We start from the raw sequence: 17,640 nt of genomic DNA, 5'->3' as shown, positions 1-17,640 counted from the left end.
CTTCCGAAGCCGGGTCCCGGCTTCGCGAAAGAGCATAAGAAGATTTCCCCGATGCGTAGGTTCGAATAATACGGAGGACGGCAACCAAAATGACGCTATTACAGCTTTTTGCGTTGGTCATGGTTCGGGGCGAGGTCGACAATTCACTCTGCCTACGGAATACACGACACCAACCGCCGAAGTCTGGCGCCCGAAAACCCGTCGAGTGAAAACGCGCCATTCCAACTAAACAATTGAAAGGGTGAGACGTTTCTGAGCCGCTGACACAAACCATGCGGACCTCGATTGGTGAATACTTTCAATTCAAGCCAATCAATGCATAACAAACTAATTTCACTGACGCCATAAGGCGTCGATGTGATAGGCCAATACCCCGCACAGGCCGTTCGAAGGTGAACGGCATAGATTCCTAGGACAGAACGATCATGAGCAATGACTTCAAAGCTTCAGTTCCCAGCAGCTCGTCGTCATCGAGCACCAGCGCCCAACTGATTCCTCCCCCCGACGACACTGCAGACGAGAACACTCGCCTCGCCGAGTTCGGGTACAAGCAGCGCCTCGACCGATCGATCGGCCGTGTCGCCTCTTTCGCAATCGGCTTCTCCACGATCAGTGCGACGACAGCCGTCTTCTCCAGCTTCGGAGCCGGCTACTTCACGGCCGGAGCCCCGTTCGTCTGGACACTGCTTCTCGCCGTCGTTGTCTTCGCAGTATGGGCACTGATCGCAGGGGATCTGGCCGCAAAGATCCCCCTGGCCGGATACGCGTACCAGTGGACCAGCCGCATCAACGGCTCGACACTGGGATGGTTCACCGGGTTCGCAGGAATCATCGGATGGGTGTCAGGGATGACCGGCGTGGCCTACACCTTCGCCGGCTACATCGGCTCCGTATTCGACTGGAACGAAACACCAGAGCAGCAGATCTGGATCACGGTCGGCGTGATCATCGTCTGCATGCTGATCAACGCCTACGGCGTCCGACTGACCACGATGATCAACAACATCGGAGTGAGCCTGGAGCTTGTCGTCACCGTTGCCGCGACGCTCATTGTGGGTGTTCTCGCGTTCGCCGTCCCCGAGCATCGCCAGCCGATCTCGGTGCTGTTCAACGGCGGGACAGCGGACGGCTCTTACGCAGCCGCGTGGCTCGCCGCCGCGATCGGCCCGTTCTTCGGCCTGATCGGCGTCGAAGCGAGTGCAGACGTCGCCGAAGAGACAAAAGGAGCACGCCGGGTCATCCCTCGGACCATGTTCTACGCACTGATCGTCTCCAGCGTGATCGAACTTCTCATGTACATCGTCTACGTGCTCGCGATCCGCGACCCTGCCGCAGTAGCGGCCAACCAGGGCGCCCCGATCGGTGAGATCATCGCCCAGCAGGCCGGGCCGGTCTTCTCGAAGATCGTCGTTGCCGTCGCCCTGACCAACATCTTCGTGTGCCTGCTCTCGAACATGCTGCTCGCGACGCGCCTGACGTATTCGCTTTCTCGCGACAACATGCTTCCGTTCTCGCGCCAGCTACGGTTCGTTTCTCCGAAGCACCGCAGCCCAGCCAACGCCGTCTTCGTGATGGCCGCGATCGCCATCGCGCTCACGCTCTCCGCGCTGGCGGACGCCGCAGCCTTCACGTACTTCCTCGGCATCTGCACGCTCGCGTTCTTCACCGTCTACATCCTGCAGACGGCGGGCCTGATCGTCGGCCACCGAAAGGGCCGCATCCCGAAACCGGAGCAGGATACGTTCGACCTGGGACGTTCCCGGATGCCGATCTACATCGTCGGCTTGGTCATGTTCCTGATCGTGGAAGCCGGGCTCCTGTTCCTTCCTCAGTTCGCCGGCAACGGATGGGTCTTCCTCGGAGTCATGGCGGCGGCGGCGATCTGGTTCTTCACCGGGATCCGTCCCCGGCTGAAGAAAGGCGAAGCAGGACCCCTTTACGCCTCAACCCATCCGCACGAGTTCGAAGACTCTCCAGCCACAGGGACCATCGGCCGTGTGACCGCCGCCGACCGGGCCGAGCGGACCAGCTGATCAGAAGCCAAGGCACCACCAATCATCAGCTCTGGCTCCGATCATCGGAACCGAACGACCGACCCCTCAATGTGTGGCTGAGCTGACGCCCTTCGGACCGAACCAAAGCACGAGGGGTCCATCCGGCCCCGCGATGACAAACTCCGGAGGAACCTGTGCCAAAGCACGGACCGGCCGGCCCTAATCAGGGGACAGCCGGAGGGGTGGCCCCGGCGGGCCGGTGTCGAGCCCGCCGGGGCCACCCCGCGTTTGCTCAGCGCAGACCCGCACGTCCTATTGTCGACCCGGCCCGAGACTCCGGATCAGAGCCGACCCGGGCCGGTTTTCGAATCAAGGAGCAACCCGTGAGTGCGATCCCGGACCAACCCGGTCTAAACCCGCCACGCGTCAACCAATGGGTCCCCGAACCCGGCATCTTCGTCGAACTTCGCTGCCAAGGAGTGACGAATCGTGCAGGCCGGATCGAAACCGTCATGCCTGACGGAACCGGATTTTGGCTGGAAGCCCACGGACCCGACACGCGCCTATATGTAGACGTTGACGCGGACCTCCCCGAGATATGGATCCGTTCCGACAGCGCCTCGGGCGAGTTGGAAGAACCCAGGCCCTGCCGGACACCTGCGCTCGGGCCCTTGGCCTCTCCACGAGTTGCTCTCTGGGCGCCGACGCCGTTGCCGCCATCGTGACCGCCCCCCGCTACCCGGCGCTGCTGGCCCGCAGATGACTTGAATCCTTTGCGCTGTGTCGGGGCGCGGAGGATATTCGGTGCGCAAGATTTATTGGAAGCTGCGGCGCGAAGGCCACGACATCGGCCGCGACGCGGTCGGGCGCCTGATTCACACCGGCGGGCTGTGCGGGTGCTTCGCAGTGGACACAAGTCCTTCACCACGCACCGCGACGGGGCAGTGAAAGGTTTGCCTCGTCCGCGAGTTCAACGATGGTTACCCGTCGCAATCCGCCGTCGGGATGGTCATGCAGCGATACTTTCGACAGAGACTTGAAGGTGGTCCTGACCGCGGCAGGTGAGCCGTCTCGCTGGAAGTGTCCATGTTCGCATGCTCCTGGCCGTTCTGGTGGTAGGGGATGGATCCTCGGGGCGACCTCCGTCAATTCGCGTCGCGGGCCGGAGCGGGGCTGTGCTGTCAGGCCTTGGATGGCTTTCGGACGATCAGTTCGAAATCGAAGATTTCCGTCACGATTGGATCGTCGGCGGACCTTTCCACAAGGATCTCGACCGCCCTCCGGGCGATGGCTTGAGTGGGCTGGCGGATGGATGACAGAGAGGGCTCGGAATAGGCGGAGGCCTCGGTGCCGTCGACGCCGACGACCGCGAGTTCCCCCGGGACGCCGAGTCCGAGGGAATACGCAGCGAAGAGCACCCCGTGCGCCTGTTCGTTAGTAGTGGCGTATATGGCGCGCGGGGCATCTGCGGAGCGAAGCCACTCGGCGGTCACTTCGGAAGCTCCTGCCTGGAAATGGCGGAGGCTCGTTCAGTTGGAGGCCCTCCAAGCCGTTGGCTTGGCACAACTCCCGGCGGAGCGGCCGTGGGTGGTCGGTGCCCTTCTAGGCGAGAGAGGACCACGAAACGCCGTCATCACGCTCGGTGCTGCCAGCGCCATCGTCATGGAGAACCTCGAGGCCTGGCAGATCAAACCCTTACATATTGACGCCACGAAAATCCGCTCGCTAGACACAACCGGCTGCCGGGACGCCTTTGCCGGCGCGCTGGCCGCCGAGCTGCCAATGGAAAGGACCCATTCCAGCGGAAAGTAGCGTCAGGCTCACAGCTTATCGCCGTCGCCGGAAGGACGTTTTCGTCCCAAAACGTGGGGTTTCCGTGGAGTGGGTTCAAAACTCGCCCCGAAAAATGCCCTCCGTCCCCACGTTCCCGCAGGTCAAAGGGCCTTCATGTGGAGCTAAGGAGATTCGAACTCCTGGCCTCTTCGATGCGAACTCGGAATAACGCTGGTTCACGCAGACTCACGAATTCAAGGTCTGACCTGCAGCTACTTGGTGTTGGCGTCATACCGGATCACGGAGGATCACATCCGGATCACGTTCGCTCACGGTCAAAGTGTTATTCAAAGTGTTATATCCCCTTGTTCTTCAGCAGTCGTGCAAAAAGTGACACCCGTCAGGCCGTACGGCGAATAGAAGTCCACATGAACACTGAAAGCACTACTGGAAATACCACTGGAAGTACCCGCGAGATGCCGTCGAAGTTGATGACACGAAACGAGGCGGCGGCATATTTGCGCCGGTCTCCCGGAACACTGGCCAACTGGGCTGCACAACGGAAAGGACCCGCGTACTACCGTCAACTGGACGGCGCGGTGGTCTACGCAATCGAAGACATGGCCACGTGGCTGTCCTTGCAGCGGGTAACACCGAGGGCCGCATAATGGCCAATCACGAGACTCGGCCCGGATCATGGGGGAAGATACCTAAGGCCAAGAGACAGCCTGACGGCCAATACCTGGCCAGCGGACGGTACAAGACCTTGGAAGGCAAGCTTGTCCAGCGAATGCGATCGGGTACGACAGCACGTAAGGCCGAGGACGCAGTTCTCTCCGTCTTTCAGGCGATGGCTGCCGAGGACAAGGCTAGGGCGAAGGCCGCCGAAGCCAAGTCGTCCACGAAGATTCAGCAAGGAGCGGAAGCACTATTTGCTGAAGTCGTTGAGAACTGGATCTCATATATCGAGGCGGGCGGCCAGGCACTGCGTGTCAGTACGGCCTACGAGTACACCCGCATGGCGAGGGCCGACATCGTGCCTGCTCTTGGAGCCCTTACACTGGGCGACATCGACATCAAAGCTTGCGCTGACTTCCTCCACGGCATCGTCGACGGCGGCCGCTACTACGCGAAGGCCGAACACAACCGGGTGATCCTCTCCAACATTCTGACTTGGTGTGCCGGACTGGGCCTGATTCCCGGGAACCCAGTCAGGCAGGTTGCCCCCCTGCCGCGGCCTCGCAAGAAACCGGTCCTGATAGTCGAAAAGGAGGACATGGCTCGCGTTCTGGCCTCAGTACGAAAGCACGGAGAAGATCAACTGCAGATAACTAGGCCGGGACCGAGACAGAATCTGGACATCCCCGACGGTGTGGAACTGCTCCTGGCCACAGGAATGCGGATTTCGGAGCTCCTGGCCCTGAGGTGGGAGGACGTATGGATCGACCAGCCCGATGACGGCTCGTACTGGGTTCAGATCAACGGCAAGGTCGGATGGGAGCAAGGACGCCCCATGCTCCGCCATGACTACATCAAGACAGGCATTAAGAAGCTCGATCTTCGCATCAGCCCCGACGTGGCAGCAATGCTTCGTGCCAGGAGAGCCAACGAACGGCGCACCAATCCCAACGGCGCGATATTTCCAGCCCGGGGCGGCGCCTGGATGCAGCTAAACAACTTCCGTCGTCGGTGGCGCATAGTCCGACAGGAGCTTGACATCGCCTACGACCTCCCTGAAGAGGAGCAAGAAGTCAGGGGAAGGAAACAAGAACGCCGGGAGTCCTGCGACATTGCGACCGCAACGCCCCACACGTTCCGACGCTCTGTCGGCACCTTCATCGGCGAAACCGTTTCGATCGACACAGCAGCCCAGCAATTGGGGCATAAGCGCACCGCCGTGACCGTCCGCTCGTATCTGCGAGAGCGGCAAGAGGCACCAGACAGCAGTGAGCATCTGGCCAGCGTCATGTACAAACGCGGCCGGCCTGGGGATCCGAGTGTGAGTCAGCCATCGTAGTACGGCTGAATCTGCCGTTTCGATAACCTCGAAGCTGGCTTCGCATGTTATTCCCATACCTACCAATGTGGTTTTGCTTGGAGTCCACCGGTAACGACAGGCACCCGTCGTTCGCGTCCGGCGAGAGCCGGCGAGAAAGGTAGCAGGCCCGCATCGTGAGCGTCTGCAGAGCGGCCGAAACCGTGCCGCTCTGAACGGCAAACTGTCCGTCCGTGGCACGAGGAGGCTTCCATGCGCTCGGGACCTCGGTTCCGCGACTCCGGCAACGCAGCCATAATGGCGTGATGGATTACGACCTCCGCAGACTAAGGACGCTCACGGGCGTCAGCCAGGCGGAGCTCGCCCGTCTGGCGGGTGTCTCGCGTTCGACGCTTTCAGCCTTCGAATTAGGGCAACGTACACCGAGCCCTGCGATCGCGGAGCGGGTCCTGAGCGAGCTTCGGCGGCCGTCTCTCACGCTGTTCGGGCACCGCAAGGCGTTGCAGCAGCTGGCACGGAAATACGGCTTCCACAACGTAAGCGTGTTCGGTTCCTGTGCCCGTGGCGAGGACGGTCCGAACAGCGATGTCGATCTTCTCCTCGACGGTAGCGGCATCACCCTTTTTGACATCGCTGAGTTCATTCAGGACGCCTCGGAACTGCTTGGCGGCATCAGGGTCGACGTCGTCATCAGTGGTGGCATAGGCGCCGCGATGGACAGGATAGTGGCTGAGGCGGTCCCTCTCTAGCCTTACTGGGGCTTTCCTGCCGTAGGCGGCGCCGATCAGGCTCGGCGAAGATGCCGACAAGTGGGAGAGATTACGAGTCTTCGCACTGTCCTGGGCACATATCAGAGGCTGATCCGGTGTTTTGTTCCCTGTTTCAGGGGTCCAGGTTCCCGGAAATACGGCAAAAAGGGAACAGAAAAGGGAACAGGCTTTTTGGGCCAAGATCCCCGCCGATAAAGGGAAGTAGGGGTGCCTATAGATAGATAGATATGTCTTGTTCCCTCGCGTTCCCCCCAATGGGTATAGCCCCCCTCGTACGGCTTCACTCTCTCTTCACCGCTTTCTCTCACACTCTTCTCTTACGAAGCCCCACCCCCTCTCCCGAGGGGGAACAAGCGGAACAAGCCCCAAACGGGCCCACATCCCTTTATCGGCGCGGATCTTCACGGCAGCCGAAACCGGAACAGGCCAGGAACAAGGAGAACAGGCCCTCAATGGCCGAACGGGGCCCTTCTGGCGCTGCATTTGTACCGTTCAGACAAACAGGGGCTGAAGGTGCCCCTCTTCAGTCTTCCCGTCGAGCTCTTTCGAGGGCGGCTCTGCGTTCAGCCTCCGTAAGCACCCCGGCGAAGGGCGTCATCTGTCGAAGGTCATTTCCGAGGTCGCCCAGCTGCAGCATCCCTGCGGCCAACTCCTCATCGGTGCCATGCAACAACCGCTCCCACTCATCCAGCCAGCCCTCGCGCATACCGCTTCCGGGTCTCTGTCTTTGCCGTGCCAGGTTCCGGAGTCCGATGCGCCGTATCTCCTCACCCCGTTCCGGGAGCAGCGCGGCCACAGTGAGGTGCAGCTCGTAGCCAAAGAGGTCTTCCCGACGTTCCGGCCGTTCGCCCGTCACCACGTCGCCTCGAAGTGGAGGTGGGCAGCCCCTACGACCTGGGCGGGTTTGGCCAGATGATCCGCCGGGGTGTCCTGCTCGTAGAACAGAGAGGAACCATTGACCATCCAAAGGCAGAGGTCAGTGTCCGTGACGCCGGCATCGCGGGCTACGGTCAGCAGCTGCGGGATAACGGGCAATACCGTACCGTCGGCGAACTGATATTTCGGGCACCAAAGCTCGCCAGCGTATTCGAAGGCAAGCAGTCCACCGGAGCGGCGTAGCGCCAGGACGCGGGCAGGATCCGGCGCCGATGGGTCCATCAGTTCAGCGGTCTCCGCCAGCGTGTATGAGCCATCGCAGAGCAGCTGCATCCAGCGTTTCTTGGCGGCCAAAGCGTGAGCCATTGCTTCGTCGTGGTTCATTCCTACACCGCCTTCCGCATGCCGATCGAGTGCCCTGGCGGCGGTTCAATGCCGGGGAGTGCGGCCGCGCGACGCAGTTCTTTCAGGGTCAGGCCCCGTTCCTCATCCGGCCGGACGATGCGGATCTCGGAGATATTTGGATGCATCGCTGCCAGATTTTCCTCGAGATATTCCGTCGGCCCCGTGGCCGGCTCGTCATCGATCCAGATCACTCGGACCCCGGCCTCCCAGTCGTCCTCCGCGGCATTGCTCACCGCAAACCGCTTCCAGGGCCGCTGGGAACGGGCGTACATGAAGATCTCCCCCGGTGACGGCTCGTAGAACAACTCGAGCTCTGGCAGGCCGATCGCCCGAGCCAGCCACGGCGCCCTCCAGCCCCATGAGGTGAGCCAGCGGATGTCGATGCCTGCCGCATGCCAGCTATTGATGGCCTTGATGACGGACGGGCGGACACGCACGGTGGTCGGCGCGTACGGGGGCACGATCAAATCGAACTCCTGAAGGCTGCGAAGCCGCACTGTCGTCCAGGGATGCCTGGTCGGCATAATGGTGCCATCCACGTCCAGCAACACCAGTGTCTTCATGTATCACACATTACGGTGGTGCCGCGGCCGTAAGCGTTACAGCGCCTCGCTCCATGGGTTGACCATCGACCAGTATTCCTCCGGCGGCATCCCCTCAAGGGCGTGGAAGAAAACCATGTCCGGTTCGACGTAATGGGGACACCCGTGCTCAACCCTCAGGATGGCGTCCCGGTCGATAGCCCCGGTAACCATCCCGACCATATTCAGCCAGCACGCCTGGCAGATTTCGTTCGGGAGGACCATGTTGGTCTTCGTGTGAAACGCAAGACGGATCATGTCGGTGAGGCGGCCGATGGGCGGCGTGATGCGTTGGACCTGGGGTAGTTCAGTTGTAGTCATAGTCTTAAATTGTGCGGCAAGGGTCTTTTCTCTCACCGACTGGGCGAAATCAGCCCAGAAAGTTCCTCATTTGTGACCAAGGTCACGGATTTTTGGGCTCGGCGGCAATAGTATCGCCAACACCCGATGACAGTGGAGGCCAGTGATGCCAGGTCGGCACAGCTCTGGCTCGGAGGGCAGCCCTGGACCGGCCCGAATAGGCTGGTCGAATGACAGACGAAGTTTCCCAGCTGGTCGTTGCCGGGGATTGGCATGGCTCGGTCGGCTTCAGCCTTGATGCTGTTCGGGCGGCCTCAAAGATCGGGATACGGCACATGATCCATGTCGGTGACCTCGGTCTTGACTGGCCGGGCCCTAAACGCGGCCGTTTCGAGGCTCGGCTGAATCGTCTGCTCGTCGAGAAGGACATGCGGCTGATCGTTTCCGGCGGCAACCATGACAATTGGGACACCATCATGAAGCTCCCCGTCGGGGCCGATGGCCTGGCCGTCTGGCGCTCAAATATCCTGATCCTTCCCCGTGGTGGCCGAACAGTGATCGAAGGCCTAACGGTCGGCGGTCTGGGCGGGGCCTACAGCGTCGACCAAAGGTGGAGGACCGAGGAGAAGGATTGGTGGTCTGACGAAGAGCCTAAGCAGGAGGAAGCTGACAAACTGGTGGCCGGCGGTCCCGTAGACGTCCTCGTGACGCATGACGTTCCGTGGGGCGTCCCAATGAAGGGCGATTTCGACCTGCCCCGGGAGGTCGAAGAGCGCGCCAACGAGACTAGGCTCCTTCTCCGAACCGTCGTAGACCGGCTGCAGCCTCCTCTGGTATTCAGTGGCCACTGGCATCAGCGACGGATCGCCGAGCTGATGCACGCCGGTTCCGGGAAGACCACCGTGCACGTCCTGGCCGACGAGAATTCCAGGGCAGGCAACGCTGTCCTGTTGCGGGCGGACACCCTGAAGGTCGAGCCGCTGATCGTCCTAGGGAGCTAGGCCGCAATCAGGGTGCCTGACCTGGCCGTTGGACCCTACCCCGGTGACAAGGCAATACGACCCAGCTAGCGGTAGTGCTCCAGCTCAAATGTCCAGAGGGTGTCTGGACAATTGACGCGGGTCACCGGGACATCCCGGAGTCATCGTTCGTTCCGGCACATAGAAATGCCCTCGCCCACGCGGAAGATGAGGGCATTTCTATGCCGGGACCGTGGCAGTGCCGCAAAGAATATCAACCGATTTAGGGTGCCATATTCCCTGCTATCGGCGTTCTGCCAGTTCGCGCCGGCGGGCCAGATGCTTCAGGATCTGCTCCTCGTGCGCCTTGACGTCTTCGACTGCCCACACTCGGCGCTGCCGCGGTGACTTCGTCGTCTTTGCCGGCGCCCCAACCACCCCAACAGGCGGGGGCAGAAGTTTCTTCCGCTCCGCCCATTCACCCGGGTACCGGGGTGCGACTCCGAAGTGTTCGGCGATCATCTCGGCGTCCATCAGGCCCAGGACGTGGGGGATGCCCTCGTAGTCCTCACGGCGCGCGGCCAGGGCTTCGAAAGTGACAGGCTCCCGCTCGATCCGGGGCGCGTTCCGTTTCACGTTCTGACGGGCTTCCAGGATGGCCGGCAGTGCAGCCTCGAGTTCGTGGACATCCCAGATCATCGTTCCGCCCAGGACGCCGACAGGCCGGGGCAGGGCGGCACCAACGCCATGGTCATAGTTGGTGGTAACGACGCCATGGTTATAGTTGGCGGTCACGAGGGCATTCAGCCGGGCACGGTTGAAGCCCAGAGCAGTTTGCACTCGGCCGGAGTCCACGGCGTTTCCGATGGGGTCAAAGTCGATGGTCATTCTTTGCAGTGTACGACACTACGCAAAAATGGGATCCGTTAGGGTGGACACCGATACGGCTTTAGGCTACGTTGAAAAAAAACTGCAGGACCCCAACCAGTAAGGAACGACCGCCATGTCAGCTACCATCATCGCCTTCCCTTCCGAATCGTCCCGCAAGCCCCGCTGGGTGCTTAGCCCGGAGGAGATCAGCGGCCTGCATGGCGGGGAAATCGTGAGTGAGCTGGCGGACATCGTGACTACAACCGAGGCCTTCGGTGACCCGATCGCGGCCGATGCCATGTGGCTGCTCACGGCACTAAACGACAAGCTTCCCGAGCTCTACGAGGTCTTTGAGGAGCTCTACGAAGAGCTCGAGGTCTCCGGCCGTCTAACCGCCGACTTGATCGAAGGAATCCTCAAGGCTGCCGAGCCCGCCATTGACCAGCGCCAGGCCTACTTGGTCCACCAGCGCGAGTTTTACCAGCGCGAGTTCTACGGCCTGGCCGCCGCCTGAGTCGGAAACAGCAAGAGGGACACCCCGCCGGCCATCCGGCGGGGTGTCCCTGTTAATCCCACCCTACATCAACGAATGGACCACCCCTTGCTTCCCGTACCGGACTTCTTCGCGTCCCTCGGCGCCACCCTGCACCCCGTCCAAGTGCCCGGCATCGGCGCCTGGGAGATCGTCCTGGCCTTGCTGTGGGCCGCCGGCGCGTGCTTCATTCCCCGGGTCTGGCGGATCTTCAGCCCCTTCGTCGCCCTGGTCCATGAGGTCGGGCATGCCACCGCAGCCCTCTCTGCCGGTCACCATGACATCAGTGTGAAAGTCCACTCGTACGGCGACGGCGGCTTCGACAGTAAAGTGCTCGGGACGCGCGGGCTCAAGTGGGCCGTTTTCTGGGGCTACCCCATGCCGGCGCTGGTCGGCGCTGGTCTGTTCAGCGCTGCCCTGGCCGGCTGGGCACCGTTGGCGCTGGCCGTCGATACTGCTGCCCTGCTGTGGTCCCTGATGGTCACGCGGAACCGGTTCGGGTTCCTGCTCGCGCTGGGCTGCTTCGTGACCGCCGTAACGCTGGTCTGGCTGGCATCACCCGCCGCGGCCGGGCACGTGGCCCTGTTCCTGGGCCTCGCCCTACTGGTCGCCGCGATCCGTGATTTCTTCATGGTCAAGTCCTTCGGCCCGGAGAATGTCGAAGGGGACACCCCTTCGGACGCCAACATCCTGGCCGAGAATTCAGGCGCCCCGGCCCGCTTCTGGCTGACCCTCTTCGCCGGCACCATCGCCGCCGCCTGGTACGGCGCCATCGCGGCCGCCGCGCCGCTGTTCCTGGCCGCCAGCTAGACGGTCCAAAGGCTCCGCCCCGGAGTCAGAAGGGGATACCAGTTCCGTACACTTGCTGGTAGGCTCACAGATATAGCGCACGTCAAATCGACATATACAATCCATTCCAACGACTCCAGCGCTGAACAGGCCCGGAAAGGCAAGAATGAACACCGCAGTAACGCGAAGCATCCTGACCGGAGCCCTGGCCGCTTGCCTCATCTTCGCCAGTCCCCTGGCGGCCGGCGCCGCAGTGCTGGCGTCGGCGCCCTCCAGCACCCAGTACGACGGCGCACCGATCCCCTCGTCCATTGCCGACCTGACTATGCACGCGACGACGCTCCAGGACGTGTTTCTCAATACGGAGCCTAGCTCCGGGCTTGACGTGATGCTGAAGAGCTCGGTCCACGCAGTAGGGTCTCCGGGCCTCGTCCGCGTCTCGCCGCCATTCACGGCCAACGATGAATCCTGGGTCGCCGTCGAGGTACCTGCCGAGGCCCACGGCACCGACCGCGCCAAGAGCGCCCTCGCCGATCCGGGTGTGGCATATGTCCGGGCCCTCAGCGTGACCTATTCGGCGCCGGCGCCGGTAGCCTCCAAGGCACCGAACGTGGTGAACCCCGTTCAACCGAGCAGCCAGCCGACCACACCGGGCCCTAGCCCCGTCGCTACGCCGAGCGCCACCGCTACTCCTACTGCAGCGCCGAGCGCCACTGCTACCCCGCCAGGCATTGCAGCGCATCCTGCGCCAGTTCGGGATACTGTCCCCCAGCCGAACTGGCTGGCCGCCGGCGGAAGCGTACTCATGGGCGGGCTGTTCATCGTCCCGCTCTACAGGCTTAAGCGCAGCGGCGCCTAGAGGCTCAACCCGAAAGCCGGCGGCCGCCGTTCCCGGCCGCCGGCTTCTGCTGCCACTGCAAAACACAGCGGCCATCAACAGCCAATGTCCATATGGGGTACTCTATTTGATATGGAACACAACAAGTCCTTGGACATGGACGCTGAAGAAAGTCTCGCAGAGCTCATGCTGGCCCTGACCGAGCGAAACTTCGCTCCGCCCGGCGACACCACGTCCGGCAAGCCGCCCCTCACAGCCGTCTCGCTGCTGGCCGCCGGGCATGCCATCCTCAAGGCCTACCAGGCGCGCCTGCCGGACGACGTCAATGACGCCCGGGACGACGGCGCCACGCTGGCCCAAATCGCTCGGGCACTGGAAAAGGCTGACGCTTCCACGATCCACTCAGCCTTCGGCAAGCGCAGGGATCAGGACACGATTGAGGCGAGCCAGGAAGTCCGAAGAGCTGCTGCACGGGAACGCGCCGCCAAGTCCAGGCAGCGGGCCAGGGAGAAGTACCAGATTCCGGAACTCCCCGGCGTCTCAGCACTGAAGGCGGCTGCCATCATGGGGATCGATCCGCGGACCCTCAAGAGCCGCGCCAAGAAGGGCAACGATCCGCACATCAAGGCTGTCACCGCGACGACGGCCAATGGCAAGGAGGTCACGCGCTTTATTGTCACCGCAGCGGGCGCAACACAGAGCTAGTAAACACCCCAGCAGGGGTTCGAAGGGCCGGAGAAATCCGGCCCTTTTCTGTGCCTGACAAGGGGTTACCACTTTTGCACGATTGATGGTAGGGTCAGAAATATAGAGCACATCATATGGACATGGGCAAACATGAATGTACATAGACAACGAGATCGAGAGAGGCTTTCATGAGTCAGACCAAGCAACAGGCACCACCGGCATCCAGCTCAGCAGCAGTCGAGGCGAATAGTCGACTCAATATGTCGGTGCTCAAATTCGCTTGTTTTTTGCTGGTTGTCGTCTTCGGATTCGTCTTCGGATTCGTCCAGGATCGCCCCAAAAATGTCTACGAGCGAGAAGATACGAACAAGAATTCACAGGGTAACCAGCTGGTCTCCACCATCTTCTACTCGGTTGCCGCTCTGGTTGCCGTTGTGGTGCTTGGCCCACTGGGGTTCATCCCCCTGGCGCTTGCTGTTGTAGTTGTTGCCCGCCGGCGCTGCGCTGCAAAATTCGTCCCTTACAAGCTCAATGTCCTTGTTGACAACATCGCCGAGGTCCTAGAAGACCAGCGCCTCAAGTACGCCGTCCTGGGCATCATGGGACTCACCGTGATCCTGCATGTCCTGCGGATGGTCACGGTCCCGGTGGGCGGATTCGATTCCGTCGCGTCAGCGGCCATGTGGGCACTGTGGCTGTTCGTCGCATTTCAGGCCGCGGCAGTGAACTTGTCGGCCGCAACCGAGAAAGCGCTCCTGTACAACGACTTTGCCGCCATCTTCGCTAAGGCCTTCGGCGGCACGACCGACGAATGGCACAAGGCCAAGATCGACAAAGACGGTGAGGACATCGTTGTCACGAATTTCCCGTTGGGAGCTGTGCTCAAGTACGACGGCGTCGACGAGATCCTCGCAAAGATCGCCCCGGACTGGGAGCTCGACCCGGAATCGGACAGGCACAAATTGACCCTGCACCCGGTCTCACACGAAACCGAAGCGCGCCGAGAAGCAGAGACCGTTTCAGGCGGCCTCATCGGCGCCCGGGTCGAGACCGAACAAGCATCCGAGCCGGCCTTCGCCGGCTTCTCCATCACCGACGACGATCTCCGTTAGGAAAGGGGCACCATGCTGAGCTTCCTCAAAACCCGCAACGCTTCCGGCTACAGCCAGAAGGACTACAAGATCGCCAACCAATACGCGGTTCTCTACCGGGAAGGCGATGGCATCGGCGCCGCTGCGGTGCTATCTAAGTACGGCTGGGACCACGATAAGGTGAACGACGTCCTCAATGACTTCGACCCGGACGGTGCAGCAGCTGCCCAGCCCGAAGAGGACGACACGGACCCCGAGCCTTTCTACGGTACGGAAACCCCTGAGCCGACCAGCTCCGCCGTGGAAAAGCGGATCGTGAACGTTCCTGCCACCTACGGCGACTCGCTCGTAGGGCGCGCAAACCTGATCGCCGCACTGTGGGGCAAGTTCGGCGAGGGTTGGCAGGTCGAGTCTTTCGATGCCTCGAACCCCGCAGCCCGCACCGTCACGGTCGTTCGCGGTGAGCTGCCCTCGATGCGTCCCGGGCGCGAGGTCTTCGGCGCACCGAACGCGACGGCCGGAAACGGCGAGGCAATTGCCGCATCCCACGCCGCTTACGGCCGGACCATGCTCGGCTACGATCCCTACAGGCGCTTGGCAGAGACCGCGGTCCTGCCGCCGGCGACGATTGAGCTGCGTAACCGGCTGCTGCGTAAGAACCCGAGGCAGAAGTCCTGGGAGCTCGAGCTCCTTCCGATCTTCGGTGTCCGTAACGGCGAAGGTTACCTCGCGAGAGTCATCATCACCCGCGCCGATCAGCACTCCCCGGATCGGGACAAAGAGGTCGGCTACTGGATCGGTCTCGCCAAAAACACCATCGGGCATCAGGGCTGGTATGCAAAAGTCGATGACCAGCTGGGTACCGTCGAAATGATCGCCGGCGTCAAGCATCACATTCCCGACATGGTTGGTTACGACTACGCCGCAGTGGACGCAGGCTCCTGGGGCGACGTCCCGATCGGCACCGATGGCTACGGCGACCCGGTCCAGCTGGATCTGGCATCGAACCCCCACACCATGGTCGTTGGAAAGACCAACTCCGGTAAGTCCGTCGGCCTCCGCGCAATCATCTTCGCTGCGTTGGTGCACGGCTGGGACTTGGTAGTCATCGACCCGACCAAGCGCGGGCTCGACTTCACCTGGGCGCGAGGTTACGTCCGTGACGGCGGGTGGGGCTGCCTCAACTTCCCCGAAGCCCAGGCCACCATCGAAGCTGTTTACGCAGAGGGGAAACGCCGCCTTGAAATCCTTGTAGAACAAGACGTGGAGAAGTGGACCGAACTTCCCGAAGACTTCCGCCGCGCCAACGGTTTTAAGCCGATCATGGTGGTCATCGATGAGTTCACCTCTCTGTCTAAAATGCGGGCCGTGCCCAAACTCCTTGAGGACCACGACCAGCGCAAAATTGATGCTCTGGAAGCGAACCTGGCGAAAGAGATCCTTCTCCTGACGACCGACAACATCCTTCGCGAGCTGCGCTTCGTGGGAGTCCATGTCTCCATTGGCACACAGGTCTGGAACGTCACCGACATCGGCACGGGTGCCGGCGGCATGCGCACCAACATGGGCAACCGTCTCCAGTTCGGGCGGGCGTCCAACGGCCAGCTGGGCATGGCTTTCTCGGACGCATCAGAGGCTGGGGAAGCCTACGAACTGGCGCATAACATCAAGGCTGAACTGACGGACGCGGCAGCATCCGGCAAGAAGGGGCGCCCGGGGCGAGGGATCGCCGAACTCGACGGCGTCGGCTATGTGCCCTTTCAAGGTGCGTTCGCGACCAAACAGGAGCTCGCAAACGAGCTCGAGAAGCGCGGGATATACCCGCGTGACGCGATCGTCACCATCGGGGGGACGGCGTTGACGGACGCGGACGTGACCGATCTGGGCACGCTGGACTTCGGCGACCTCGATCTGGACGACCTCGAAGAAGATGCACCGGATGCTGAGGTGCCTGTTTTGGCCGCAGCAGCCGAGACGGTTCCCGAGGAGACAAACGACGCGCAGGAAGCCGAATGGGCCGCCACGCAGGTGCCGGCCACGGAGCCCGCTGCAGCGCCGTTCGATGACGAAGACGACCCGTTCGCGGAAGAGGCCACGCCGGTCCGGACCCCCCGGATCATTGCACCGGTCGAAGAGGACCCGTTCGCTAGCCCTCCGAAGAAGGAGAAGGCCGCGGCACCCGTCGCGGATTCCTGGTGGGACTGATCTACCGCACACCCAACAACCCCGATCAAACTAACGAAAGCAGCGTCTTGGAAACCACGATCCGCCCGAATGTCACTCCGAAAGCAGATTCCAATGTGTGACCTGAAGGGTGAGGGCGACCGCTGCGCCAAGCACTCCCCCGAAGCGCGTGCTGAAGATCTCGCTTCCGAGAAAGTCCAGACCATCGCTGGAAAGCTGGTCGCGGCGGGGCGCGCTTTCATTGAGGAAGTCCGCACCGCCAAGTCCGGGGAGCCTACTCCGGCCCTCTCCCGCTGGGGCGCCATGCTCCAGCAGCTGATGATCACCTTCGCCAAGGCACGGAAGGATCTGGCAATGAAACGGGTTAAGGCGCGTGAAGTCCGGCAGGCCCATGACCTGGCCTTCATCGAGCGGCTCCGTCAGGAAGAGCAGGACCGTGTTGCCCGTGATGAGAAGCGGTGGGGCGAGGAAGCGATCGCGCGCGCGGACAAGGCTGCGGTCGCCGCTGAAGAGGCCACGCTGGCTGTAGAAGCGGCAGAGGACGAGCTCCTTGACGCCGAAGAGGAGCTGGCCTGCGCGCTCCCGGGCGACCTGGCCCTGTCCCAGTATGAGGGGCTGCAGTTCCAGGTCGGTCTGGCCCAGGCTGACCTGGATGACGCCCAGGACAACTATGCCAAGCTGCTCGAGAAGCAGAAGCCGGCCGACATGATCCCGGGCGCTGATGGAAAGCCGTCCCGGAAACGCCAGGCGCTACTGAAGGCTGAGAAGGATCGGGATGCGGCCCTGCGGAGATCACGTTCGGCCAGGGCACGGCTCGACTCCACCCTGACGCACGATCAGGCTGAAGCGCTGCGGGATGCGGCGGCCGGACGGCTGGAGGAAGCGCAGGAAGTCCTGGCGGCAGCAAAGAAGGAGCGGCAGCAGGCACGGTGCCTGGTGCGCGACTCTTCTGCGGTCGAGATGAAAGGCGAAGTGCTGGCGGCCTGAGCCGGTAC

At 62.1% G+C, this 17,640-nt stretch carries 19 protein-coding genes; 13 read left to right on the top strand and 6 right to left on the bottom strand.

Features of this window, described 5'->3' with window-relative positions:
- Positions 1-425: 425 nt before the first annotated feature.
- Positions 426-2,033: an APC family permease gene (locus AB4074_RS03210; RefSeq protein WP_441412062.1), complete on the top strand. Its 1,608-nt coding sequence runs from the start codon at positions 426-428 to the stop codon at positions 2,031-2,033.
- A 1,142-nt stretch (positions 2,034-3,175) separates the two neighbouring features.
- On the opposite strand, the gene AB4074_RS03205 is transcribed toward AB4074_RS03210, so the two are convergent.
- Positions 3,176-3,487, bottom strand: a complete 312-nt coding sequence (locus AB4074_RS03205; protein ID WP_441412061.1) for a substrate-binding domain-containing protein — start codon at positions 3,485-3,487, stop codon at positions 3,176-3,178.
- A 64-nt stretch (positions 3,488-3,551) separates the two neighbouring features.
- Here AB4074_RS03205 and AB4074_RS03200 point away from each other — a divergent pair, with 64 nt between their 5' ends.
- The 4 genes from AB4074_RS03200 to AB4074_RS03185 all read left to right on the top strand — a co-directional run bounded on the left by AB4074_RS03200 (position 3,552) and on the right by AB4074_RS03185 (position 6,512).
- Complete coding sequence (locus AB4074_RS03200; RefSeq protein ID WP_441412060.1) at positions 3,552-3,806, top strand: PfkB family carbohydrate kinase; 255 nt, start codon at positions 3,552-3,554, stop codon at positions 3,804-3,806.
- 389 nt (positions 3,807-4,195) lie between these two features.
- Positions 4,196-4,435 carry a helix-turn-helix domain-containing protein gene (locus AB4074_RS03195; RefSeq protein ID WP_441412059.1) on the top strand — a complete coding sequence of 80 codons (240 nt, stop codon included), beginning with the start codon at positions 4,196-4,198 and terminating at the stop codon, positions 4,433-4,435.
- Entirely contained in the window at positions 4,435-5,784 is a 1,350-nt protein-coding gene (locus AB4074_RS03190) for a tyrosine-type recombinase/integrase (RefSeq protein ID WP_441412058.1), read from the top strand. The genes AB4074_RS03195 and AB4074_RS03190 overlap by 1 nt, the downstream gene beginning before the upstream one ends.
- Before the next feature lie 284 nt (positions 5,785-6,068).
- Complete coding sequence (locus AB4074_RS03185) at positions 6,069-6,512, top strand: helix-turn-helix domain-containing protein (RefSeq protein ID WP_441412057.1); 444 nt, start codon at positions 6,069-6,071, stop codon at positions 6,510-6,512.
- Positions 6,513-7,056: 544 nt separating this feature from the next.
- Here the strand turns inward: AB4074_RS03185 and AB4074_RS03180 are convergent.
- The 4 genes from AB4074_RS03180 to AB4074_RS03165 are packed head-to-tail and all read right to left on the bottom strand — an operon-like array spanning position 7,057 to position 8,716.
- Positions 7,057-7,389, bottom strand: a complete 333-nt coding sequence (locus AB4074_RS03180) for a hypothetical protein (protein WP_441412056.1) — start codon at positions 7,387-7,389, stop codon at positions 7,057-7,059.
- Positions 7,386-7,793, bottom strand: a complete 408-nt coding sequence (locus tag AB4074_RS03175) for a hypothetical protein (RefSeq protein WP_441412055.1) — start codon at positions 7,791-7,793, stop codon at positions 7,386-7,388. Before AB4074_RS03175 ends, AB4074_RS03180 begins: the two co-directional genes overlap by 4 nt.
- A gap of 2 nt (positions 7,794-7,795) precedes the next feature.
- The gene (locus AB4074_RS03170) at positions 7,796-8,377 is read right to left on the bottom strand and encodes a hypothetical protein (protein ID WP_441412054.1); all 582 of its coding nucleotides are present in this window, start codon (positions 8,375-8,377) and stop codon (positions 7,796-7,798) included.
- 36 nt (positions 8,378-8,413) lie between these two features.
- Positions 8,414-8,716 carry a hypothetical protein gene (locus AB4074_RS03165; RefSeq protein WP_441412053.1) on the bottom strand — a complete coding sequence of 101 codons (303 nt, stop codon included), beginning with the start codon at positions 8,714-8,716 and terminating at the stop codon, positions 8,414-8,416.
- A gap of 209 nt (positions 8,717-8,925) precedes the next feature.
- Here AB4074_RS03165 and AB4074_RS03160 point away from each other — a divergent pair, with 209 nt between their 5' ends.
- On the top strand, positions 8,926-9,696 hold the full coding sequence (locus AB4074_RS03160; protein ID WP_441412052.1) for a metallophosphoesterase family protein: 771 nt from the start codon (positions 8,926-8,928) through the stop codon (positions 9,694-9,696).
- 261 nt (positions 9,697-9,957) lie between these two features.
- On the opposite strand, the gene AB4074_RS03155 is transcribed toward AB4074_RS03160, so the two are convergent.
- Entirely contained in the window at positions 9,958-10,542 is a 585-nt protein-coding gene (locus AB4074_RS03155) for a hypothetical protein (protein WP_441412051.1), read from the bottom strand.
- 115 nt (positions 10,543-10,657) lie between these two features.
- On the opposite strand from AB4074_RS03155, the gene AB4074_RS03150 reads away from it, so the two are divergent.
- The 7 genes from AB4074_RS03150 to AB4074_RS03120 all read left to right on the top strand — a co-directional run bounded on the left by AB4074_RS03150 (position 10,658) and on the right by AB4074_RS03120 (position 17,632).
- Positions 10,658-11,038, top strand: a complete 381-nt coding sequence (locus AB4074_RS03150) for a hypothetical protein (RefSeq protein WP_441412050.1) — start codon at positions 10,658-10,660, stop codon at positions 11,036-11,038.
- A 75-nt stretch (positions 11,039-11,113) separates the two neighbouring features.
- The gene (locus AB4074_RS03145) at positions 11,114-11,866 is read left to right on the top strand and encodes a M50 family metallopeptidase (RefSeq protein ID WP_441412049.1); all 753 of its coding nucleotides are present in this window, start codon (positions 11,114-11,116) and stop codon (positions 11,864-11,866) included.
- A gap of 145 nt (positions 11,867-12,011) precedes the next feature.
- Positions 12,012-12,704, top strand: coding sequence for a hypothetical protein (locus tag AB4074_RS03140; protein WP_441412048.1), 693 nt, complete (start codon positions 12,012-12,014; stop codon positions 12,702-12,704).
- A gap of 111 nt (positions 12,705-12,815) precedes the next feature.
- Positions 12,816-13,388 (top strand): hypothetical protein, encoded by a 573-nt coding sequence (locus tag AB4074_RS03135; protein ID WP_441412047.1) that lies wholly within the window; start codon positions 12,816-12,818, stop codon positions 13,386-13,388.
- Between the two features lie 170 nt (positions 13,389-13,558).
- Positions 13,559-14,482 carry a hypothetical protein gene (locus tag AB4074_RS03130; protein ID WP_441412046.1) on the top strand — a complete coding sequence of 308 codons (924 nt, stop codon included), beginning with the start codon at positions 13,559-13,561 and terminating at the stop codon, positions 14,480-14,482.
- A gap of 12 nt (positions 14,483-14,494) precedes the next feature.
- Positions 14,495-16,666, top strand: a complete 2,172-nt coding sequence (locus AB4074_RS03125; protein ID WP_441412045.1) for an FtsK/SpoIIIE domain-containing protein — start codon at positions 14,495-14,497, stop codon at positions 16,664-16,666.
- 93 nt (positions 16,667-16,759) lie between these two features.
- Entirely contained in the window at positions 16,760-17,632 is an 873-nt protein-coding gene (locus AB4074_RS03120; protein ID WP_441412044.1) for a hypothetical protein, read from the top strand.
- Positions 17,633-17,640: the final 8 nt, after the last annotated feature.

It is taken from the genome of Arthrobacter sp. 2MCAF14 (assembly GCF_052115645.1).
GTDB lineage: Bacteria > Actinomycetota > Actinomycetes > Actinomycetales > Micrococcaceae > Arthrobacter.
The sequence above is the reverse complement of the archived record's forward strand: the minus strand, read 5'-3'. Positions and strand labels throughout refer to the sequence as shown.